Raw genomic sequence first — 23,447 nt, 5'->3', positions numbered from 1 at the left:
CATGCGGCTGAAGCTCGGACTACCCGCAAGGAAAAAGCAGAATTTGGACAATGGCGCAGAGTCGGTCGGCAATGAAAAGCCGGTCGGCAATATGGCTTTTGTCGGTTCGCGCAAGAGGCATGGCAACCGGGCGCGTAACCGCCTCTGGATGGCTGTGGCCTGTTTTGTGGGCATTTATGGCGTCATTGGCGGCAAGCTGATCTATTTTGGCGTGATCGGCGGCGAAGAAGACGGCTCCGGTGGACCTGCCGTTCAGCAGCTTGCATCGCGCCCGGATATTCTCGACCGCAATGGCGAGATTCTGGCAACGGACATCAAGACGGCATCGCTCTTTGCCGAGCCGCGCAAGATTGTCGATCCGGACGAAACCATCGAACTGCTTTCAACCGTCATTCCCGATCTTGACTGGGAGACGACCTATCGCCGTCTCAAAAGCGGCGCGGGCTTCGTCTGGGTCAAGCGGGGGCTGACGCCTAAACAGCAAAGCCAGATTCTCGCGCTTGGCGTTCCGGGTATTGGTTTCCGAACCGAAAAGCGTCGCTTCTATCCGGGCGGTCCAACCGCTTCCCACATTCTGGGCCTTGTGAATATCGACAATCAGGGCATTGCGGGAATGGAGAAATATGTCGATTCACAAGGACTGAGCGATCTACGCTCGGTCGGTCTTGCAACGGGGCAGTCGCTGGAGCCGGTGAAGCTTTCGATTGATATTCGGGTGCAGCATATCATGCGTGATGTGTTGGTCAGGGCAGTCGAGCGCTATCGGGCGATTGCGGCGGGTGCGGTGATACTGAATGTCAAAACGGGCGAAGTGCTGGCCATGGCTTCGGTGCCGGATTTCGATCCGAATAATCCGGTGCATGCGCTCGACAAGGACCGGCTCAACCGCATGTCGGCGGGCACCTATGAAATGGGCTCGACGATCAAGAGCTTCACCACTGCAATGGCGCTCGATTCGGGCAAGTTCAATTTGCAATCCACGCTGGATGCTTCCCGTCCGCTGGTGATCGGCAAGCAGGTCATTCGCGATTTCCATGGCAAGGGGCGTGTGCTGACTTTGCCGGAAGTCTTTATTTATTCTTCCAATATTGGTTCCGGTCGCGAGGCCGATGTGGTCGGTATCGAAGGCCATCGGGCATTCCTGAAGAAAATGGGCCTGCTCGACCGCATGGAAACGGAACTGCCGGAAGTGGCCCGCCCGGTGGAGCCGCGCGTGTGGAAAAAGGTCCATTCGATGACCATTTCGTTTGGCCACGGCATGATGACGACGCCGCTCCAGACAGCTGTGGGGACGGCGGCATTGATGAATGGCGGCAAGTTGATTCCGCCGACATTTCTTATGCGCAATGAGGCAGAAGCCGACGAACTGGCAACACAGGTGCTGACGCCGCAGGTTTCCGCCGATATGCGCTATCTTTATCGTCTGAACGGAAAGACCGGTTCGGGACGGCGCGCGCAGGTCGAAGGTTATCGTGTTGGCGGCAAGACCGGCACGGCGGAAAAGGTCATCAATGGCCGCTATTCCAATGATGTGCGGTTCAATGCGTTTCTCGCTGCGTTTCCGATGGATGACCCGGCCTATGTGGTTCTGACGATCATCGACGAGCCAAAACCTGAGGAAGGAAAGTTCAGCGCGACCGCCGGCCTCAATGCTGCCCCGATGGTTTCGGAAATCATACGCCGCTCCGCTTCTTTCCTTGGGGTCAGGCCCGATTTTGAAGAGGAAGCGATGCCAGCAATGGTGTCTTCGATTAATTAGGAATGATTCGTGTCATGCCACCTGTCGGGCGGCAATCACGCAACTGAACCTGGATCTGGTATGACGATGAAGCTCAAGGAAATCGCTCTTTTCAAGGAACTGACTACCGGAACAGCCGGGGAAGTGGAAATTACGGGCGTCACATCCGATTCCCGTAAGGTCGAACGCGGTTTCCTTTTTGCCGCGCTCAAGGGCGTCAAGGCCGACGGAGCCGCTTTTGCGGCGGATGCGGTCCAGCGGGGGGCGGTTGCGATCATTGCGGGCAAGGATACGCTGATCAATAATGTTCCTGTCCCTGTGCTGCATGTGGATGATCCCCGCCATGGGCTGGCGATTGCCGCGGCGCAGTTTTATGGCAGGCAGCCGGAAGTCATGGTGGCTGTCACCGGCACCAGCGGCAAGACGTCCGTTGCATCGTTCACACGGCAAATCTGGGCCTATGCGGGGTTTCCTGCGGCCAATATCGGGACCACTGGCGTCTTTTCGCCCACACGCAGCGACTATAATTCGCTGACGACGCCCGATCCTGTCGAGTTGCAGCGTGTTCTTGCCGTGCTGGCTGACGAGGGCGTCACCCATACGGCAATGGAAGCATCGTCGCACGGCCTTGATCAGCGGCGTCTTGACGGTGTGAAGCTTACCGCAGGTGCTTTTACCAATCTTGGTCGCGATCATATGGATTATCACGCGACCATCGAGGAATATCTGGGCGCCAAGATGCGCCTGTTCGACACGCTGCTGCCCAAGGGATCGCCGGTCATTATTTTTGCGGATGATCATTATTCGCCGCAGGCTATCGCGGCAGCCCAGGCTGCGGGCTGCGCAGTGAAAACTGTCGGGCGCAAGGGCGATTTCATTGCGCTTAAACGTGTCGAGCATGAGCGTTTCCGCCAGCATGTCGAAGTGCGGATCAATGACGAGATTTATGAGGTCGAGTTGCCGCTGGCTGGCGATTTTCAGGTGGCGAATGCATTGGTCGCGGCTGGACTTGCCATGGTGACGGGGGTTCCTGCCGCCGCCGCTATGCGCGCACTCGAACGCCTCAAGGGCGCTCCCGGACGGCTCGATCTGGTTGGGGCGACCGAAGAGGGTGCGCCGGTCTATGTCGACTACGCCCATAAACCGGAAGCGCTTGAAAATGTCCTGACTTCCGTGCGCCCGTTTACGACGGGCCGCGTTATCGTGGTTTTCGGCTGCGGCGGCGACCGCGACAAGGGCAAGCGGCCCATCATGGGCGAGATTGCCTCGCGGCTGGCGGATGTCACCATCGTCACCGACGATAATCCACGCTCGGAAACGCCCGCGCAGATTCGTTCCGAAATCATGGCGGCGGCTCCGGGGGCGATGGAAATCGGCGACCGCCGTGAAGCGATCTTCACCGCCGTGTCGATGATGATGCCGGGTGATACGCTGGTGGTTGCGGGCAAGGGACATGAGGAAGGCCAGACGGTTGGCTCCATCACGCTGCCTTTCTCCGACCATAAGGCGGTTGCGGCAGCGCTTGCCGCGCGTCTTGAGGAGCACAAAGAATGAGCGACTGGCTCTGGACATCCGCCGATATGGTCGAAGCGATGGAGGGGCGTCCTTTCGGATCGCTTCCTGTCGGCATTACCGGCATTTCCATCGACAGCCGCACGCTGAGGGAAGGCGAAGCCTTTTTTGCCATCAAGGGCGACCAGTTCGACGGCCATGATTTTGCGACGGCGGCGATGGCGGCAGGCGCGGGTCTGCTTGTCGTCAATGAATCGCGGCTTCCGGCTTTCGGCAATCTCAAGGTGCCGATGATAGTGGTCGAAGATGTGCTTGAGGCACTGATCAAGCTCGGCATCGCGTCACGGGCGCGCTCGAAGGCACAGATCATCGCCGTGACAGGTTCGGTCGGCAAGACGACGACCAAGGAAGCCCTGCGGCAGGTTCTGTCGGGTTCGGGCAAGGTTCACGCTTCTGCCGCATCCTTCAACAATCATTGGGGTGTGCCGCTGACGCTTGCCCGCATGCCTGCGGATAGTGATTACGGTATCTTCGAAATCGGCATGAACCATCATGGCGAGATTCGCCCTCTGGTGAAGATGGTACGACCGCATATTGCGCTGATTACGCTTATTGCCCCCGCTCACCTTGGTCATTTCGCCAATCTGGAAGAGATCGCCACGGCCAAGGCGGAGATTTTTGAAGGCGTTCTGCCGGGCGGCTACGTATTGCTCAACCGTGATGACAAGCGTTTCAGGCAGCTAGAAGAACTGGCGCAAAAGGCCGGGGTCGAACATATTGCGACATTCGGCGCGAATGCGCGCTCCGATTACCGGCTGCGCGAGGTAAAGCTGTTTCCCGGCTGCTCGTGCATGACGGTCAGGATCGGTGACGAAGAAGCCGTGATCAAAACCGGAATACCGGGGCGGCATATCGTGCAGAATATGCTCGGGGTTTTAGGTGCTGCCCATCTGGCTGGCGCGGACATGGCCAAGGTAGCCATCGCAATGGCGACGCTGACGGCGGAAAGCGGACGCGGTGCGCAATATCAGCTTGAACATCCCGATGGCGGCACCTTCACGCTGATCGATGAGAGTTACAACGCCAATCCGACATCGATGCGGGCATCGCTGGCGCTATTGCAGGCAACGCCTCCCGTCGGGCCGCGCGGTCGCCGCATCGCTGTTCTGGGGGACATGCTGGAACTTGGGCGGCAGTCGGGCAAGCTTCATGCCGATCTTGCCCGTCCGATCGTCGATGCGCAGGTGAACGCGCTTTATATCGGCGGGCGTGAAATGGCAGTGCTTAAAAATGCATTGCCAGTTGAAATTCATGTCGAGTACAGGCAGAGCACTGAGGATCTGGTGCCGCTCGTGGTCAAGGCGGTCCGCCCCGGCGATGTCGTCATGGTGAAGTCGTCCAAGGGGATTGGCTTTTCCCTGATCGTCAAGACTTTGCGAGGCAGGTTCCCGCCGGCGACACCCGCCGAATAGGCGGCTTTTGAGGGTTTATTGCATATGTTGATGCTTCTTACGATCTTTGCCGAATATGTGACGCCGTTCAACGTGTTCCGCTACATCACGTTCCGCACCGGCGGCGCGATGATTACTTCGGCGCTGATCGTCTTTCTGTTCGGCCCGACCATCATCAATTCGCTGCGTTCCCGGCAGGGAAAGGGCCAGCCTATCCGCGCCGATGGACCGCAAACCCATTTCAAGAAGGCCGGAACGCCCACCATGGGCGGGCTGATGATCATGACTGGCATTCTGGTTTCGTGCCTGTTATGGGCCAATCTTTCCAGCGTGTATGTCTGGGTCGTGCTGATAGTTACGGTCGGCTTCGGCGCTATCGGCTTTTATGATGATTATCTCAAAGTCACCAAACAATCGGACAAAGGCTTTTCCGGCAAGTCGCGGCTGGCCATCGAATTCCTGATCGCAGCGATTGCCGCCTTCATCATCATGCGCGCGGGGCAGGAGCCGTTTTCCTCATCGCTGACATTTCCGTTCGTCAAGCAATTTGTCCTCAATCTCGGCTGGTTCTTCATTCCGGTAGCCGCTTTCGTGATGGTTGGCGCAGGAAATGCGGTCAACCTTACCGATGGTCTCGACGGCCTCGCCATCGTGCCGGTGATGGTCGCGGCTGCATCCTTCGGCTTTATCGCCTATCTTTCGGGCAATGCGATCTTTGCCGATTATCTGCAAATCCACTTTGTTCCGGGCACAGGCGAACTCGCTGTCGTGCTGGGTGCGGTGATTGGCGCGGGGCTTGGTTTTCTGTGGTTCAATGCGCCGCCGGCTGCAATCTTCATGGGCGATACGGGTTCGCTGGCGCTGGGCGGTATGCTCGGCACAGTCGCGGTTGCGACCAAGCATGAAATCGTGCTTGCGATCATCGGCGGCCTGTTCGTGGTCGAGGCGCTTTCGGTCATCATTCAGGTCGGCTCGTTCAAGCTGACGGGAAAGCGCGTTTTCCTGATGGCGCCCATCCATCATCATTTTGAAAAGAAAGGCTGGACGGAAAGTCAGGTTGTGATCCGGTTCTGGATCGTGGCGATCATTCTGGCCATGATCGGCCTTTCCACATTGAAGCTCAGGTAACAGGCACGAAAATGATCCCGATCACCGCCCTCAAAGATCAGACAGTCGCCCTCTTCGGACTGGGCGGGTCGGGCATTGCCACGGCCAAAGCCATTGTGGCGGGCGGGGCGAAGATCATTGCCTGGGACGATAACCCCGACAGTGTCGCCCGCGCGCAGGATGCGGGCATCGCAACCGGTGATCTGAGGCAGGCGGACTGGTCGCAATTCTCCGCCTTTGTGCTTTCGCCGGGCGTGCCGCTGACCCATCCAAAGCCGCATTGGAGCGTGGAACTGGCGCATGCGGCAGGCGTGGAGATCATCGGCGATGTGGAGCTTTTCGCGCGCGAGCGCAATCATATTGCACCGGATTGCCCGTTCATCGCCATTACCGGCACGAATGGCAAATCGACCACCACGGCGCTGATTGCCCATATCATCAAGACATCTGGCCGCGACCTGCAGCTTGGCGGCAATATCGGCACAGCGATATTGACGCTTGAGCCGCCTGCACTGAGCCGATTTTATGTGATTGAATGTTCATCCTACCAGATCGATCTGGCGCCTTCGCTGAATCCGACCGCTGGTATTCTGCTCAACCTTACGCCCGATCACCTTGATCGGCATGGTTCGATGGAAAACTATGCGGCGATCAAGAAACGGCTGGTGGCGGCAAGCGATACGGCGATAATCGGCATGGATGACGCTTATTGCGCGGCGATTTCAGACCAGCTGGAAGCGCAGGGCGTCAATGTTGCGCGTATCTCCAAGGACCAGCGGCTGGAGAGCGGTTATTTCGCCGAAGGGTCTGATCTGTTTTTCAGCAAGGAAGGCCGGGTTGAGGCGCTGGCCTCGCTCAATGGCATAGGCTCTTTGCGCGGGGCGCATAATGCGCAGAATGCGCTGGCGGCGGTTTCCGCCTGTCTTGCAGTGGGCCTGAGCCTTGACGAAATTCGTGACGGCCTTCGCAGCTTTCCCGGCCTTGCGCACCGCATGGAGCAGGTGGGGCACCGCGGCAAGGTATTGTTTGTAAACGATTCCAAGGCGACCAATGCTGAGGCGACTGCGCCTGCGCTCTCATCGTTTTCGCAGAATATTTACTGGATTGCCGGGGGAGTTCCCAAGAGCGGCGGAATTTCCGCATTGGCGGGTTTCTTTCCGCGCATTGCCAAAGCCTATCTGATCGGCGAGGCTGCGGCGCAATTTGCGGCGACGCTGGGCGATGCGGTGCCGTTCGAGATTTCCGACAGGCTGGATGTTGCGGTCGAGCACGCGGCGCGGGATGCAGGCAATGATGCAGCGGCAGAGCCGGTCGTGCTTCTTTCGCCTGCCTGCGCCAGTTTTGACCAGTTTCCAAATTTTGAAAAGCGCGGCGATGCTTTCCGCGCCGCCGTGTTGTCGCTTGCCGGGGTCACTGCAATCGAAGGGAAAAGCTGATGGTAAGTCGCGTTGACCGTGGTCCTGTCGCCAATTGGTGGTGGACGATCGACCGTTACTTCCTGGCCGCGTGCCTGGCCCTGATGGGGCTTGGTGTGCTCCTGTCCTTTGCCGCGAGCCCCGCCGTCGCCCAGCGCATCGGCCTTGATGGTTTTCATTTCGTCGAGAGGCAGATCGTCTTCATGGTGCCTGCCGTCATTGTGATGATCGGCGTCTCGTTTTTTTCGCCGCGCCAGATCAGGCGATTTGCCCTTGCCCTGCTTGGCGTGGCGCTGGTGCTGATGGTGATGGCGCTGTTTTTTGGCGTAGAGGTCAAGGGTGCACGGCGCTGGGTCAGTATTCTGGGCATTTCCATTCAGCCATCCGAATTCATGAAGCCTGCATTCGTGGTCATCTGCGCATGGCTGTTTTCGGAGCGTGAACGCGGCGGCGAAATGCCGGGCAATTTTCTGGCGATGCTGTTGTTCGGCATTGTAGCCGCACTTCTGGTTCTCCAGCCCGATCTGGGCCAAACCATCCTGACGGCAGGCACATGGGGCGCGATGTTCTTTCTGGCCGGGTTGCCGATGTTCTGGATCATTATGCTCGGCGGCGTTGCCGTTTGCGGTGCCATAAGCGCTTATTTGATGTTCGATCACGTCGCGGGACGCGTCAATCGCTTCCTGACGGGCGAGGGTGACACGTTTCAGGTGGATATGGGGCGGGAGGCAATCCTGCGCGGTGGCTGGTTCGGGCAGGGGCCGGGGGAAGGCACCGTCAAGCGCATTATTCCCGATAGCCATACGGACTTTATCTTTTCGGTCGCTGCCGAAGAATATGGCATCATTTTGTGCATCATCATCATGCTGCTGTTTGCCTTCATCGTGGTGCGGGGGCTGTCCATCGCCATGCGCGAACGCGATCCATTCACGCGCCTTGGCATATCCGGCATCGTGATCCTGTTTGGCTTTCAGTCGATCATCAATATGGCGGTGAACCTGCATCTGATGCCTGCAAAGGGCATGACACTGCCATTTATTTCCTATGGCGGCTCGTCGCTCATCGCAATTGCAATCACCATGGGCATTCTTCTGGCGCTCACGCGTCGTCGCCCGGAAGCCCGCATGACCCATACGGTGGGCATGGGCGAACGCGTGCCGGTTTTGTGAGGGAATCATGAGCGGTTTAGCGAACAGGGGCGTAATCGTCGTGGCTGCAGGAGGAACGGGTGGCCATCTTTTCCCGGCAGAAGCGCTGGCGCATGAACTGAAATCGCGGGGCTGGGATGTGCATCTGGCAACGGATGCCCGTGCTCAACGCTTTGCCGGTGCATTCAGCGGCGATCATGTCCATGTCATCCGCTCGGCAACCGTTTCCGGGCGCAACCCAATCGCTCTGGCGCGCACATTCTGGTCTTTGTGGCAGGGCAATCTCGATTCGCGCAAACTGTTCCGGCGTCTGAAACCCAAGCTTGTTGCAGGCTTTGGCGGTTATCCGACCCTGCCGCCATTATATGCGGCAGGCAATATGGGCATACCAAGCCTCATCCATGAGCAGAATGCGGTTATGGGCCGCGCCAATAAAGGACTGGCCGCGCGTGTGAAGGCTATTGCCGGGGGCTTTTTGCCCGAAGGCAGCGGCGGAGCCTATGCCGCCAAGACGGTCATAACCGGCAATCCGGTGCGCCCGCAGGTTTTAAAGGCCGCTAATATTCCCTATAAAACAGTGCAGGCCGGTGAGGCGTTCCGGCTGCTGGTTTTTGGTGGAAGCCAGGGCGCACAGTTCTTTTCCAATGCCATTCCCCAAGCGGTTGCGCTTTTGTCTCAGCAAGATCGTGCGCGTCTGTCGATCGTACAGCAAGCCCGCAAGGAAAATGAGGCTTCCGTTCGCAAGGCTTATGAGGAATTGGGCGTTCCCGCCGACGTCGCCGCGTTCTTCGATGATATGCCGATGCATATTGCCAATGCGCATTTCGTCATTTCCCGTTCCGGTGCATCGACAGTGTCGGAAATTGCAGCCATAGGCCGTCCGGCCATGCTGGTTCCGTTTCCGCATGCGCTTGATCATGATCAGGCAGCGAATGCGGCTGCACTTGCTGCGGCAGGCGGATGCGAAGTCGTGCGGCAAGCAGATCTGACGGCGCAACGGCTTGCCGATATTATCAGCCGGGCCATAAATGAGCCCAAAAGACTTGAACAACAGGCAAAAGCCGCAAAAAGCGTGGGTAAGCCGGATGCGGCACGGTTGCTCGCCGATCTGGCAGAAGCTATTGCAGCAGGCAGAACAGTTCAGGAATTGAAAAAAGGAAAACAGCCATGAAAATGCCGCTGAATATCGGGCTTGTCCATTTTATCGGGATCGGCGGCATCGGCATGAGCGGCATTGCGGAAGTGCTGCACAATCTTGGCTACAAGGTGCAGGGTTCGGATCAGTCGGACAGCGCCAATGTGCAGCGCCTGCGCGATCTGGGCATTGAGGTCTTTGTCGGACAAAAGGCCGACAATCTGGGCGATGCCGAGGTCGTTGTCGTATCGACGGCCATCAAGAAGAACAACCCGGAACTTGTGGCGGCGCATGAGAAGCTGCTGCCCATCGTGCGGCGGGCTGAAATGCTGGCGGAACTCATGCGGTTTCGTCACGCAATCGCCATCGGCGGCACGCACGGCAAGACGACGACCACATCCATGGTGGCCGCTTTGCTCGATGCAGGCCATCTCGATCCGACCGTCATCAATGGCGGCATCATCAATGCCTATGGCACCAATGCGCGCATGGGCGAGGGCGACTGGATGGTCGTCGAAGCCGACGAAAGCGACGGCACTTTCCTCAAGCTTCCGGCGGATATTGCGGTTATTACCAATATCGATCCCGAGCATCTCGATCATTATGGCAGCTTCGACAATGTGCGGGCAGCTTTCCGCCAGTTTGTCGAGAATGTTCCCTTTTATGGTTTCGGTGTGATGTGTCTCGATCACCCGGAAGTGCAGGCGCTGGTCAGCCGTATCGAGGATCGCCGCATCATCACCTATGGCCAGAACCCGCAGGCTGATGTGCGTTTTCTAAATCATCGTATGGATGGAGCCGTCAGTCTTTTCGATGTGATCATCCGCTCGCGCAAGGGCGAGACAACCAAAATCACCGATCTGCGTCTGCCCATGCCGGGGCTGCATAACGTATCCAATGCTACAGCCGCCATTGCGGTCGCGCATGAGCTGGGAATTCCTGCCGATGATATTCGGCGCGGTTTGGCCGGATTTGGCGGCGTCAAGCGTCGCTTCACCCATACGGGCACATGGAACGGCGTCGAGATATTCGATGATTACGGCCATCACCCGGTCGAAATCCGGGCGGTTCTGAAAGCGGCGCGCGAGGCTGCGAAAGGCCGGGTGATCGGCATCATGCAGCCGCATCGCTATACGCGTCTGCACAGCCTGTTTGATGAATTCGCGGCATGTTTCAACGATGCGGATACGGTCATCATCACGCCGGTGTACGCGGCAGGCGAAGAGGCCATCGAAGGAGTTGATTCAGCAGCGCTGGTATCGCGCATCAAGACCGCAGGCCATCGTGATGCCCGCCATATAAACGGGCCGGAGGACATTGCCCCGCTTGTCGCTTCCATTGCCGAACCGGATGATTTCGTTGTCTGCCTTGGTGCAGGAAATATCACGCAATGGGCCTATGCTCTCCCACAGGAATTGGCTGAACAAGGTAAGAAATAATGGAAAGCGGCGAAGCGCTTCTCGGAAAGCTCGACGGCAGGCTGTCGAAACTGCGCGGCAGGCTGATGCCGGATGCCGGTATGGACAAGATCACCTGGTTTCGTGCCGGTGGTCCGGCCCAGGTTCTGTTCCAGCCCGCAGACGAAGAAGATCTGGCGGCCTTCCTGCAAGCGGTGCCGGAAGAATTTCCCGTCATGGTAGTGGGTATAGGCTCCAATCTTCTGGTGCGCGACGGCGGTATTCCGGGTTTTGTCGTGCGGCTTTCGGCGAAGGGTTTTGGTGAGGTCGGGCAGGTTTCCGACAGGCAGTTGCGGGCAGGAGCGGCAGCGCCCGACAAGCGATTGGCCGCAGCAGCGCTTGATGCGGGACTTGCAGGCTTTCATTTCTATCACGGAATTCCGGGCGGGATTGGCGGTGCATTGCGCATGAATGCCGGCGCAAATGGTGTTGAGACCCGCGAAAGGGTGGTGGAAGTGCGCGCGCTCGATCGCAAGGGCAATCTGCATGTGCTTTCCAATGCCGATATGGGATATGCCTATCGGCATTCTTCCGCGGCGCCCGGGCTGATTTTTACTTCTGCCTTGTTCGAAGGCGATCCTGGCGATCGGGAAGAAATCAGGCAGGCGATGGATGAAGTACAAAACCATCGCGAGACCGTGCAACCAGTGCGCGAGAGGACCGGCGGTTCGACCTTCAAGAATCCGGAGGGGTCGTCGGCGTGGAAAGAGATCGACAAGGCGGGCGGACGCGGGCTGCGGGTTGGCGGCGCGCAAATGTCCGAACTGCATTGCAATTTCATGATCAATACGGATGCGGCCACGGGTCATGATCTGGAAACGCTGGGCGAAACAATTCGCGTCAAGGTTTATGACAATTCCGGCATTCGCCTTCAGTGGGAAATCAAGCGGCTTGGATTGTTTCGGGAAGGCGGACAGGTCGAGGAATTTTTAGGAAAAGTTTAATTTTAACATATGGGGGTTTCCCCCTGTTTTACCGGGTTTTTTTGCGCTTCAGGCGCAATGGTGAATGGTGTTCTCCCTTCAAGGGGACTTGCCACGGAATCAATCCTCTGATTCTTTATGGTTAACCGGACAGTGATTTGATTCGGCAGGATTTTTCTGCTGTGGGCGTCTGCGGCTTGCGCCGCCGGGCTGCTGGAATTTTTGATGCGAGCGCAGGGGATGCGCAGAGGGGATGACAGACATGGCTGGAAAGCATGTTGCCGTTTTGATGGGGGGATTCTCTTCGGAGCGCCCTGTCAGCCTCTCGTCGGGCAAGGCTTGCGCAAAGACGCTCGAAGAAATCGGTTATCGTGTTACCACCGTCGATGTCGACCGTGATGTGGCGAGTGTGCTGGCGGCGCTCAAGCCGGATGTGGCGTTCAATGCGCTGCATGGGCCGTTCGGTGAAGACGGCGCTATTCAGGGCGTTCTCGAATATCTCCAGATTCCCTACACGCATTCGGGGGTGCTGGCGTCTGCACTGGCCATGGACAAGGATCGCGCGAAGAAAGTGGCGGCGGCGGCTGGCGTCATTGTCGCGCCATCGCGGCTGATGAACCGTTTCGACATCGGGTCGGAGCATCCGATGGAGCCGCCTTATGTGGTCAAGCCGGTGCGTGAAGGCTCAAGCTTCGGCGTGGTGATCGTCAAAGAAGATCAATCGCATCCGCCGCAGGTAATCGGCTCTGCTGACTGGAAATATGGCGATGAGGTCATGGTCGAGCGCTATGTCGCCGGTCGCGAACTGACTTGCGCCGTGATGGGCGATCGCGCGATGGATGTCTGCGAGATCATCCCGGTAGGACATCAGTTCTACGATTATGATTCAAAATACGTTGCCGGAGCATCAAGACATGAATGTCCGGCGAAAATTTCACCAAATATTTACCAAAAAATACAAACAATGGCCCTTACGGCGCATCGGGCGATCGGGTGTCGGGGCGTCAGTCGATCAGACTTTCGTTTCGATGACCGTTTTTCCGAGGAAGGTGAGGTGATCTGGCTGGAAGTGAACACGCAGCCGGGAATGACGCCGACCTCGCTTGTGCCTGATATTGCCCGGGCGGCAGGTATCTCTTTTGGTGAATTGTTGAGTTGGATGGTGGAGGACGCATCTTGTTTGCGCTGAATGGCAGATCTGATGGATACAGGCGTGCAGGCGCGATGCAGGGTGCATCGGGCGCGGCCTTCGTCCTGCCGCGTTATCTGCGCAAGCCCTTCCGCTTCGCTGCCCGGCTGTTTCAGGGCAATGTGAATATTCCGCGTTATGCGGGCACGATCGGCATGCTGGGTTTTCTCGGCGCAACCGGCATTTATGGCATGGTCCTTGGCGGCCATTCGCAGGAGATGATCAAGGCGACGGCTTCGACGCTGGGCTTTGCCATCGAAAACGTCAAGGTTGCCGGAAATCACGAGATTTCCGACATCGACATTCTCGGGCAGCTCGGTCTGGACGGTGAAACGTCGCTGGTCGGCCTGAGTGCGGAATCCGCGCGTCAATCCATCGCGCAATTGCCATGGGTGGAAAGTGCGGAAATCCGCAAGGTCTATCCGAGTACGGTGCTGGTCTCGCTGCAAGAGCGCAAGCCGTTCGCGATCTGGCAGAACGACAAGGAGCTTTCGCTGATCGATGAAGCGGGCGACATGATCGTGCCCTTTCGGGCGGGTCGCTATAATTCGCTGCCGCTGGTGGTGGGCGAGGGCGCGGAAAAGCGCGTCAAGGGCTTCATCGATGAAGTCGCCGCCTATCCGGCGCTTGCCGAAAAGGCGCGCGCCTATATTCGCGTTTCGGATCGTCGCTGGGATATTCTGCTGGAAAACGGCGTGCGCATCATGCTGCCGGAGAACGAGCCGATGAAGGCGCTGGCTCAAGTACAGCGTCTCGACAGCGAAAAGCATCTGTTGTCGCGTGATATTCTATCGGTCGATCTGCGTCTTGAAGACCGGGTGACGGTTCAGCTGACATCAAGCGGCATGAAGCAACGCGAGAAATTTCTCGCGGAGCGCAAGAAGATTCTATCCCGCATGGGGCAACGCGTATGAGTATACTTGGCGGCAAGGGATCATCTGCAAGCGGATCGTCAGGGCGCAAGGCGCGCCTGCTGACGGTTCTCGATGTTGGGTCGAGCAAGGTTTGCTGCGTCATCGCACGGCTGCGTCCGCATGAGAGCGGGCCGCTGCTGCCGGGCAGGACGCATCGCATGGAAGTGCTTGGAATTGGCCATCAGCGTTCGCGCGGTGTCAAATCCGGCGTCATCATCGATCTTGACGCAGCCGAGCAATCGATCCGGCTTGCGGTGGATGCGGCGGAGCGCATGGCGGGGCTGACCGTCGACAGCCTGATCGTCAATATTTCCGCAGGGCGTCTCAAGAGCGAAACCTTTACCGCCAGCATCAATCTGGGCGGACATGAAGTCGAGCCGACGGATATTCGTCGTGTGCTGGCCGCTGGCGCCAAGCAGGCACTGGCTGCGGAACGTCATCTGGTTCATTCCCTGCCGGTTGGATACACGCTTGACGGCGAGCGTGGCATTCGCGATCCGCTCGGCATGCTTGGCGACAGCCTCGGCGTCGATATGCATGTGCTGACCGCAGACAGCGCGCCTTTGCGCAATCTCGAACTGTGCATCAATCGCTGCCATCTTTCGGTCGAAGCCATCGTGGCGACGCCCTATGCCAGCGGCCTTTCGGCGCTGGTCGGCGATGAGGCTGAAATGGGTGCCGCATGTATCGATATGGGCGGCGGCACCACGACGATTTCGGTCTTCTCGGAAGGCAAGTTCATTCATGCCGATGCGGTTGCCATCGGCGGTAATCACGTCACAATGGATGTGGCGCGCGGCTTTTCCACGCGTATGGAAGACGCTGAACGCCTCAAGGTCATGTTTGGTTCGGCGCTGCCAAGTGCTGCCGACGACCGTGACCTGATCAGCGTTCCGTCAATCGGTGACGATGAACGCGATATTCCCAACCAATATCCGCGTTCGGTTTTGACGCGAATCATTCGTGCAAGAGTGGAAGAGACACTGGAACTGGTCCGCGACAGGCTGAACCAGTCAGGTCTGGGCCATATTGTCGGCAAGCGTGTGGTGCTGACGGGCGGGGCCAGCCAGCTTCCCGGAATGCCTGAGGCGGGCCGGCGGATTCTTGCAAGAAATGTACGCATCGGGCGCCCGCTTGGCATAGCGGGATTGCCTGAGGCGGCCAAGGGGGCAGCTTTTTCTGCCACTGTCGGACTTCTGATCTACCCGCAGGTGGCCGGGATAGAAGAACGCTCCGTCAGGGCAGCTTCCTCCGGTCTTCTGACCGGGACGGGAGGGCGTATCCAGCGTGTCAGCCAATGGCTGAAAGAGAGTTTTTGAGTACACGGTGACCCGATTGCGTGATTTGGGGCGTAAAAATCTGGGTAATAACTAATTAGCACCGCGGCGGCGAAGCGGTGAGAGGCTTAAGAGGAACGAGAACCATGACCATTAATCTGCAAAAGCCGGATATCACCGAGCTGAAGCCTCGCATCACCGTATTTGGTGTCGGCGGTGGCGGCGGTAATGCGGTCAACAATATGATCAATGCCGGTCTGCGCGGCGTAGACTTTGTTGTCGCCAATACCGATGCCCAGGCTCTGACCATGTCGAAGTCCGAACGCATCATTCAGCTCGGCGCTGCGGTCACGGAAGGCCTCGGCGCGGGTTCGCAGCCGGAAGTCGGCCGGGCGGCTGCTGAAGAATGCATCGATGAAATCGTCGACCACCTCACCAGCACGCATATGTGCTTCGTAACGGCAGGCATGGGCGGCGGTACGGGTACGGGTGCTGCTCCGGTCGTGGCGCGCGCTGCGCGTGAACGCGGTATTCTCACCGTCGGCGTTGTAACCAAGCCGTTCCACTTCGAAGGCGTGCGCCGCATGAAGACGGCGGATCTGGGCATCGAGGAACTCCAGAAGAACGTCGATACGCTGATTGTCATCCCCAATCAGAACCTCTTCCGCATCGCCAATGACAAGACGACCTTCGCAGACGCTTTTGCGATGGCTGATCAGGTGCTCTATTCGGGCGTCGCCTGCATTACCGATCTCATGGTCAAGGAAGGTCTCATCAATCTCGACTTCGCCGACGTTCGCTCGGTGATGCGCGAAATGGGCAAGGCCATGATGGGTACGGGCGAGGCTTCGGGCGAAGGCCGTGCAATGGCGGCTGCGGAAGCGGCGATCGCCAATCCGCTGCTCGATGAAACCTCCATGCGCGGCGCACGGGGACTGCTGATCTCGATCACCGGCGGTCGCGACATGACCCTGTTTGAAGTCGATGAAGCCGCAACCCGCATCCGCGAAGAAGTCGATCCGGAAGCCAACATCATTCTCGGCGCTACTTTCGACGAAGGTCTGGAAGGCGTCATCCGCGTATCCGTTGTTGCAACCGGCATCGACAAGCAGATTGGAGACGCGGCGCCTGCGCCGCTGGAATTTCGCCAGCCGGTAAAGCCTGCTGCCCAGACCAAGCCGATGGCTCCGCATGGCGCCTTGCGTCCTCCGGTTGCTGAACAGCCACGTCAGGCCGCACCTGCGACGCAGGCCGTTGAAGCGGAAGCCGCTGCTCCGGCTCCTGCTCCTGCCGCATCGACTGCTTCCGCTGAACAGGATTTCCGTCCGCAAAGCCGTATCTTCCAGGCACCGGCCGCAGAAGGATTTGCACCGGCTGCCCGTGCGAGCGCACCGCAGCCGCAGGCAATCCATAGTCAGGCAGCCGCGCAGGCGGTGCAGCAGCAGACCTACCAGCAGCCGCAGCAGATGCATACGGAGCCTGCACCACAACCGCGCCCCGCGCCGCGTATGCCTGCCGTTTCGGATTTTCCGCCGGTAGCACAGGCCGAGATCAATGCGCGCCGCACCGCTCCGCAGCAGCCCGCACATGAAGAACGCGGCCCGATGAGCCTTCTGCGCCGCCTGACCAATGGTCTTTCGCGTCGTGAGGAAGAACAGCCCGCCGCTCGTCTTGAGCCTGCGCAGCATCGCGAGCCAACCCTGCGTCCGGCAGAACAGCGCCGTCCATCGCAGGAAAGCTCGATCTATGCGCCGCGCCGGGGACAGCTTGACGATCAGGGCCGTCCGCAGCCGCGCGCCGCATCGGAAGAAGACCAGCTCGAAATTCCGGCCTTCCTGCGCCGCCAGTCGAACTGAGTCTATTCAGCCGGATTTTTGCCGGTGACGATCTGAAATCAAATGCCGTGGGTTCGCGCCCACGGCATTTCATATTCGGGAATTCCGGATTGCGGCGCCAGAGCGGTTCCTGTTTAAACAAAATCGCTTGAACCGCGTCTCAAGTCTTTGTTTTCTCGCATTATCCGACGCAAAACCGTTTCACAGTTTTGCTGGAAATGCTCTATTTTCGCCATATCTCTCCTGTTATGAAGCGGTGGCTGCTGCCGCAACATGAAGGATGAATATTTTGGGCGTATATCAAAAAACGATCAGTCGCGCGGTTACGCTGGAGGGTTTCGGCGTTCATGGCGGCAAGGCGGCATCTGTAACTTTTAATCCGGCCCCGGCGGATCAAGGTATCGTCTTCCGACGCTCGGACAAAGGGCCAGCCTTGCCTGCGATCCCAGCTCATGTTTCGCAGATCGGCGCGACCGACTTGTGCACCGCGCTGGGGCCGCAGGAGGCCAGAATCAACACGGTCGAGCATCTCATGGCTGCGGTGGCAGCCCTTGGCATCGATAATCTGCTTATAGAGGTGGATGGGCCGGAAATCCCGATTCTCGATGGCGCTTCGGTTCAGTTCATCCAGGCACTCGATCGGGCCGGCATAGTGGCGCAACCGGCTCGCCGGCGATTTATTCGGGTTGCCAAAACCGTGCGGGTGGAAGCAGGCAATGCATGGGCGGAGTTCACGCCTTATTCCGGCACGCGGTTTGAGGTTGAGATCAATTTCGAATGCCCGCTGATCGGGCATCAGAAATTTGCAGGCGATATGAGCGAGGCCGTCTTTCGCAACGAAATTTCCAGCGCGCGTACTTTCGGTTTCATGAAAGATGTCGAGCATCTTTGGGCCGCGGGACTGGCGCTCGGCTCGTCGCTTGAAAATTCGCTGGTGATTGCCGATGATGATTCAGTCATCAATCCCGGTGGATTGCGGTTCAAGGATGAATTCGTGCGCCACAAGACGCTGGATGCGGTGGGTGATCTGGCGCTGGCGGGGCTGCCCTTCATCGGCTGTTTCCGCTCCTATCGCGGCGGTCATAAGCTCAACTCGGAAGCGGCCAGGGCGCTGTTGTCGGATGAAGCCAATTATGAGATCGTGGAATTGCCTGACGATGAATCCCCTGAACGCAAGGGCGGTTCGCCGGGTGCGGGGGCAGGCAGGGCTTCACCCATGCGCTGAAATCGCCATAATTGGGCCGCGTTCGCTGGTTCTTCTCGCTGGTGAGTCGAAGCAGGTTAATTTGCAGCCTTGTGTCCGGGCCCGGTCTTTACATGTATTATGCGGATCAAATTCCAATGATTAATCCGCTAGGCGATTGCTGATTTCGCCTGCATGTGGTTTATGAACGGCCAAAACAGCCGTGGCGATGTTTACCTGTGCGCTGATATTGATGTAATGAAAATATGGACAAGCATTGAAGCCTTGCTTTGCTCTGCTCCAGAAAGAAAAATTGCTGCCAGATGGCCGGAGACCGCATGACGAGTTCCAAATTCCCGGTAAAGACGAAAGCCGTGCTGTTGACCGGCGCTCTCGCCGTTTTTGTTCCGCTTGCCGGATGTGCCAGCAAGAATGATGATATCGACCTGAGCAAATATGTCGAGACGATCGATCCCGCCGACCAGCTCTATAATGAAGGTCTCGCCAATCTCGAAGCAGGCCGTCTGTCGGAAGCTGCCAAGAAGTTCGAGGCGATCGACCGTCAGCACCCTTATACCGAGTGGGCGCGCAAGGCGCTGGTCATGGGGGCCTTCACGAATTACCGTCAGGGTAAATATGAAGAAGCCATCAATATGGCCAAGCGTTACAATACGCTTTACCCCACCTCCGAAGAATCCGCCTATGCCTATTACATTATCGGGCTGAGCTATTTCCGCCAGATTCCGGATGTTACCCGTGATCAGGCTGCAAGCCGCCGTGCAATTGCGGCGATGCAGGAGGTCGTGGACCGTTTTCCTGAATCCCAATATGTCGAGGATGCGAAAGCCAAGATCCGTTTTGCCCGCGACCAGCTGGCTGGCAAGGAAATGCAGATCGGCCGCTATTATCTGGAGCGCAAGGAATATCTTGCCGCCATCAAGCGTTTCCGCATCGTGGTCGAGGAATTCTCCAATACAAGGCAGGTGGAAGAAGCGCTGGCTCGTCTTGTCGAAGCCTATTACGCGCTTGGCCTGACCTCGGAAGCGCAAATGGCCGCTTCGGTTCTGGGCAAGAATTTCCCCGACAGCCGTTGGTACAAGGATTCCTACAAGCTGCTGCAGAGCGGCGGGCTGGAGCCGCGTGAAAACGGCAATTCCTGGCTGGCCAAGGCTTCAGCGCTCATTACGGGCGGTGGTTCATAAGCTGATATTGTCATGCTGTCGCACCTGTCGATCCGCGATATTGTTCTGATTGAAAGGCTCGACATCGAGTTCGAGGCTGGCTTGTCGGTGCTTACCGGCGAGACGGGTGCGGGCAAATCCATCCTGCTTGATTCGCTTTCGCTGGCGCTTGGTGCGCGCGGCGATGCCGGGCTTGTACGCCATGGGGCCGATCAGGGGCAGGTGACGGCAGTATTTGACGTGCCGGGCACGCATCCGGCCCGATCTTTCCTGCGTGAAAATGGTTTCGACGATGATGGTGACGTCATCCTGCGCCGCCACCAGATGGGGGATGGGCGCACACGCGTGTTCATCAATGATCAGGCGGCGAGCGTCACCTTGCTGCGCGAGCTTGGGCGCAGGCTGGTGGAAATTCACGGTCAGCACGATGATCGCGCCTTGATCGACACAGGACTGCATCGCACATTGCTCGATGCCTTTGGCGGACTCGACCTGAAGGCGGAAGGGGTGCGGGAACGATACCGGGCGTGGCGCGACGCCGAAAATGCCCTGTCGCGCCATCGTGCGAAAGTCGAGGCAGCGGAACGCGAAGGTGATTATCTGCGCTCGTCGGTGGAGGAGCTCACCAAGCTCGATCCGCAGCCGGGCGAGGAAGAAGAACTGGCCGAACGCCGCGCCACGATGATGAAGTCGGAAAAGATTGCCGGTGACGTCAATGAGGCAGGTGAACTGCTTTCAGGGCAGGGGTCGCCGGTGCCTTCATTGGCGAGCCTTGTGCGGCGTCTTGAGCGCAAGGCGCAGGAAGCGCCGCATCTGCTGGAGCCGGTTATCAAGGCAATCGACGAGGCGCTCGACAGCCTTGCGGTCGCGCAGGATGGCATCGATCACGCCATGCGCGAGATTGATTTTGATCCACGCGTGCTTGAACAGGTTGAGGAGCGGCTTTTCGCGCTTCGCGCCGCCGCGCGCAAATATTCAGTCACGGTCGAAAATCTGCCAGCCCTGCGTGATAAAATGGACGCCGATCTCGCAGATATGGATGCCGGTACGGAGAAACTGGTAGCGCTGGAAGCGCAGGCATTGGACATGCGCGCTGCTTATGATGAGGCGGCAAGCGCGCTTTCGGAGCAACGCAGGGAAACGGCGGAACATCTCAAGGCCGCAGTCATGGCGGAATTGCCCGCGCTCAAGCTGGAACGCGCTGAATTTATCGTCCAGATGACCAGCGATCCGCAAGCGCGCGCCGCCGAGGGCATCGATACGATTGAATATTGGGTGCGCACCAATCCCGGCACGCGTGCGGGACCGATGATGAAGGTCGCTTCAGGAGGCGAGCTTTCGCGCTTCCTTCTGGCGCTCAAGGTTGCGCTTGCCGATCGTGGTTCCGCGCCGACGCTGGTTTTTGATGAAATCGATACGGGCGTGGGCGGTGCGGTGGCCGATGCGATCGGGCAAAGGCTGGCACGTCTTTCATCGCGCGTACAGGTTCTCTCTGTTACCCATGCGCCGCAGGTGGCGGCGCGTGCCTCCACGCACTTCCTGATCGCCAAATCCGCAACCGATGAAGACCGCATGGCGACATCCATCCGGGTGATGGAGACCAATGAGCGGCAGGAAGAGATTGCGCGGATGCTGGCGGGTGCAAGCATTACCGAAGAAGCGCGCGCTGCTGCCGAGCGCCTGCTTTCCGAAAATCACACGCTGGTTTCCTGATTGTGCAAAGCCCTGTTCGTAACGGCCTGCCGCTTATAGGCGCGGCGGGTTTTTTTGGCTATGATGGAAATGCCCTATAGCTCACTGAATTAGCAGGTTTATTTCCGCATATGTCCGATATTGCCATAGAGAAGCTGACCGAAACGCAGGCAGCAGCCGAACTGGAACGGCTGGCGCGCGAGATTGCCCATCATGACGAGCTTTATCATGCCAATGACAGGCCGGAGATTTCGGACGCGGATTATGATGCGCTGAAGCGGCGCAATGAGGAAATCGAAGGCCTCTTTCCCCATCTTATTCGTGAGGACAGCCCGTCGAAGCGCGTCGGTGCCGCTCCTGCGGCGAAATTTGCGCAGGTGCTCCACGCGCGCCCGATGCTGTCGCTCGGTAATGCGTTTTCCGATGAAGACGTGCGGGATTTCGTGGGCAGCGTCTATCGTTTTCTGGGCAGGCTGCCGGATAATTCCATCGCCTTTACGGCAGAGCCGAAGATTGACGGACTGTCCATATCGATCCGTTATGAGAACGGAATTCTGGTGAGCGGGGCAACGCGCGGCGATGGAACGACGGGCGAGAATGTGACCGCCAATATTCGTACTATCGACGAAATTGCGCAGCGCCTGCCTGCTGGTGCGCCTTCGGTAGTGGAGGTGCGGGGCGAAATCTATATGGCCAAAAGCGACTTTCTGACACTCAATGCGCAGATGGAAGCGGAAGGCAAGCAGACCTATGTCAATCCGCGAAACACGGCTGCGGGATCGTTGCGCCAGCTCGATCCGAAAGTGACCGCCAGTCGCAAGCTGCGCTTCTTCGCATATGCCTGGGGTGAAATGTCGGACATGCCTGCGGATACGCAGATGGGGATGGTCGAGGTCTTTCGTGAATGGGGTTTTCCGGTCAATCCGCTGATGAAGCGCTTTCACAGCGTCGATGAACTGATTGCCCATTATCGCAGCATTGGACTGGAGCGCCCCAATCTCGATTATGATATTGACGGCGTGGTCTATAAGGTGGACCGGCTGGATTTGCAGACGCGGCTTGGTTTTCGTTCGCGCAGTCCGCGCTGGGCGACCGCGCATAAATTTCCGGCAGAACAGGCGACGACGATCCTGCGTGGTATCGATATTCAGGTGGGGCGCACCGGCGCGCTGACGCCGGTGGCGCGGCTGGAGCCGATCACGGTCGGCGGTGTGGTCGTAACCAACGCCACGCTGCATAATGAAGATTATATCCGGGCAATCGGCGCTAGGGGCGAACCGATCCGCGAAGGTCGCGATATCCGCATCGGCGATACGGTGATCGTCCAGCGGGCGGGTGATGTCATTCCGCAGATTGTCGATGTGGTGCTCGAAAAGCGCCCGGCGGAAGCAGTGCCATTTCAGTTTCCGCATGAATGTCCGGTATGCGGCAGCCATGCGGTGCGTGAGGAAGGCGAGGCGGTCTATCGCTGCACGGGCGGCCTGACATGTGCCGCGCAGGCGGTAGAGCGCATCCGGCATTTTGTCTCGCGCAACGCGTTCGATATTGAGGGGCTGGGCGAGAAACAGGTCGAATTCTTCTTCCATGCTGAAGATGAGAGCCTTGCGATCAAATCACCGGCAGATATTTTCACCTTGCAGAAGCGGCAGGCCGGATCGCTTAAGAAACTGGAAAATATCGAAGGTTTCGGCGCTACCTCGGTCAGAAAGCTTTATGACGCGATCAATGACCGGCGTGAAATCGCTTTAAGCCGTTTTCTTTATGCGCTGGGCATACGCCATGTGGGCGAAGTCAATGCGCGGCGGCTTGCCCGGGCTTATCTTTCCTATGGCGCCTTCGCGCAGGCGGCGAGCGAGGCGGTGTCGCCCGAAGAAGGCGATCGCAGCGACAAGGGCAACGAGGCGTGGCAGGATTTAACCTCCGTCGAGGGGATCGGTGCGATAGTTGCGCAGGCGGTGGTCGATTTTTACGATGAGCCGCATAATCGCGAGGTGCTGGCAGCACTTCTTGCCGAGGTAACGCCGCTTGATGAGGCTGCGCGGGTTGCGACCGGTTCGCCGGTCGAGGGTAAAACGGTGGTCTTCACAGGCAGTCTTGAGCGCATGTCGCGTGATGAAGCCAAGGCGATGGCCGAACGTTATGGCGCAAAAACCGCAGGCTCTGTCTCCAAAAAGACCGATCTGGTGGTGGCCGGGCCGGGCGCGGGTTCCAAGCTTGCCAAGGCATCCGAGCTGGGCATTGAAGTCATTGACGAGGATGCGTGGTTCGCGCTGGTTGGGGAGGGCTAACG

The 23,447-nt window shown here is 58.4% G+C and carries 17 protein-coding genes; all 17 read left to right on the top strand.

The genetic code is table 11. The features are described 5' to 3' along the window. The first annotated feature begins 1 nt into the window (after nucleotide 1). The 17 genes from DKP76_RS13260 to ligA all read left to right on the top strand — a co-directional run bounded on the left by DKP76_RS13260 (nucleotide 2) and on the right by ligA (nucleotide 23,445). Entirely contained in the window at nucleotides 2-1,759 is a 1,758-nt protein-coding gene (locus tag DKP76_RS13260; RefSeq protein ID WP_109707291.1) for a peptidoglycan D,D-transpeptidase FtsI family protein, read from the top strand. A gap of 60 nt (nucleotides 1,760-1,819) precedes the next feature. After that, complete coding sequence (locus tag DKP76_RS13255) at nucleotides 1,820-3,292, top strand: UDP-N-acetylmuramoyl-L-alanyl-D-glutamate--2,6-diaminopimelate ligase (RefSeq protein ID WP_109707290.1); 1,473 nt, start codon at nucleotides 1,820-1,822, stop codon at nucleotides 3,290-3,292. Beyond that, nucleotides 3,289-4,722 carry a UDP-N-acetylmuramoylalanyl-D-glutamyl-2,6-diaminopimelate--D-alanyl-D-alanine ligase gene (locus DKP76_RS13250; protein ID WP_109707289.1) on the top strand — a complete coding sequence of 478 codons (1,434 nt, stop codon included), beginning with the start codon at nucleotides 3,289-3,291 and terminating at the stop codon, nucleotides 4,720-4,722. The genes DKP76_RS13255 and DKP76_RS13250 overlap by 4 nt, the downstream gene beginning before the upstream one ends. Nucleotides 4,723-4,746: 24 nt before the next feature. Next, nucleotides 4,747-5,829, top strand: a complete 1,083-nt coding sequence (mraY, locus tag DKP76_RS13245; RefSeq protein ID WP_109707288.1) for a phospho-N-acetylmuramoyl-pentapeptide-transferase — start codon at nucleotides 4,747-4,749, stop codon at nucleotides 5,827-5,829. Nucleotides 5,830-5,840: 11 nt separating this feature from the next. Then, on the top strand, nucleotides 5,841-7,244 hold the full coding sequence (murD, locus tag DKP76_RS13240) for a UDP-N-acetylmuramoyl-L-alanine--D-glutamate ligase (protein WP_109707287.1): 1,404 nt from the start codon (nucleotides 5,841-5,843) through the stop codon (nucleotides 7,242-7,244). Next, nucleotides 7,244-8,392 carry a putative lipid II flippase FtsW gene (ftsW, locus tag DKP76_RS13235; protein ID WP_109707286.1) on the top strand — a complete coding sequence of 383 codons (1,149 nt, stop codon included), beginning with the start codon at nucleotides 7,244-7,246 and terminating at the stop codon, nucleotides 8,390-8,392. Before murD ends, ftsW begins: the two co-directional genes overlap by 1 nt. 7 nt (nucleotides 8,393-8,399) lie before the next feature. Further along, on the top strand, nucleotides 8,400-9,542 hold the full coding sequence (gene murG, locus DKP76_RS13230) for an undecaprenyldiphospho-muramoylpentapeptide beta-N-acetylglucosaminyltransferase (protein WP_109707285.1): 1,143 nt from the start codon (nucleotides 8,400-8,402) through the stop codon (nucleotides 9,540-9,542). Continuing rightward, nucleotides 9,539-10,945 carry a UDP-N-acetylmuramate--L-alanine ligase gene (murC, locus tag DKP76_RS13225; RefSeq protein WP_109707284.1) on the top strand — a complete coding sequence of 469 codons (1,407 nt, stop codon included), beginning with the start codon at nucleotides 9,539-9,541 and terminating at the stop codon, nucleotides 10,943-10,945. Before murG ends, murC begins: the two co-directional genes overlap by 4 nt. Continuing rightward, entirely contained in the window at nucleotides 10,945-11,907 is a 963-nt protein-coding gene (gene murB, locus DKP76_RS13220; RefSeq protein WP_109707283.1) for a UDP-N-acetylmuramate dehydrogenase, read from the top strand. Before murC ends, murB begins: the two co-directional genes overlap by 1 nt. A gap of 241 nt (nucleotides 11,908-12,148) precedes the next feature. Next, on the top strand, nucleotides 12,149-13,075 hold the full coding sequence (locus DKP76_RS13215; protein WP_109707539.1) for a D-alanine--D-alanine ligase: 927 nt from the start codon (nucleotides 12,149-12,151) through the stop codon (nucleotides 13,073-13,075). Then, a complete protein-coding gene (locus DKP76_RS13210) occupies nucleotides 13,063-13,989 on the top strand; it encodes a cell division protein FtsQ/DivIB (RefSeq protein ID WP_109707282.1) in 927 nt (308 codons plus the stop codon). Before DKP76_RS13215 ends, DKP76_RS13210 begins: the two co-directional genes overlap by 13 nt. Beyond that, complete coding sequence (ftsA, locus tag DKP76_RS13205; protein ID WP_109707281.1) at nucleotides 13,986-15,308, top strand: cell division protein FtsA; 1,323 nt, start codon at nucleotides 13,986-13,988, stop codon at nucleotides 15,306-15,308. The genes DKP76_RS13210 and ftsA overlap by 4 nt, the downstream gene beginning before the upstream one ends. Nucleotides 15,309-15,412: 104 nt before the next feature. Further along, a complete protein-coding gene (gene ftsZ, locus DKP76_RS13200) occupies nucleotides 15,413-17,122 on the top strand; it encodes a cell division protein FtsZ (RefSeq protein WP_109707280.1) in 1,710 nt (569 codons plus the stop codon). A gap of 268 nt (nucleotides 17,123-17,390) precedes the next feature. Beyond that, nucleotides 17,391-18,326 carry a UDP-3-O-acyl-N-acetylglucosamine deacetylase gene (gene lpxC, locus DKP76_RS13190; RefSeq protein WP_109707538.1) on the top strand — a complete coding sequence of 312 codons (936 nt, stop codon included), beginning with the start codon at nucleotides 17,391-17,393 and terminating at the stop codon, nucleotides 18,324-18,326. Between the two features lie 296 nt (nucleotides 18,327-18,622). Next, on the top strand, nucleotides 18,623-19,486 hold the full coding sequence (locus DKP76_RS13185) for an outer membrane protein assembly factor BamD (RefSeq protein ID WP_199224810.1): 864 nt from the start codon (nucleotides 18,623-18,625) through the stop codon (nucleotides 19,484-19,486). Between the two features lie 12 nt (nucleotides 19,487-19,498). Beyond that, a complete protein-coding gene (gene recN / locus DKP76_RS13180) occupies nucleotides 19,499-21,178 on the top strand; it encodes a DNA repair protein RecN (RefSeq protein WP_109707278.1) in 1,680 nt (559 codons plus the stop codon). Nucleotides 21,179-21,288: 110 nt separating this feature from the next. Next, nucleotides 21,289-23,445, top strand: coding sequence for an NAD-dependent DNA ligase LigA (gene ligA / locus DKP76_RS13175; RefSeq protein ID WP_109707277.1), 2,157 nt, complete (start codon nucleotides 21,289-21,291; stop codon nucleotides 23,443-23,445). Nucleotides 23,446-23,447: the final 2 nt, after the last annotated feature.

Source organism: Falsochrobactrum shanghaiense (genome assembly GCF_003149535.1).
Classification (GTDB): domain Bacteria; phylum Pseudomonadota; class Alphaproteobacteria; order Rhizobiales; family Rhizobiaceae; genus Brucella; species Brucella shanghaiense.
This window is presented reverse-complemented; position numbering and strand designations above follow the sequence as displayed.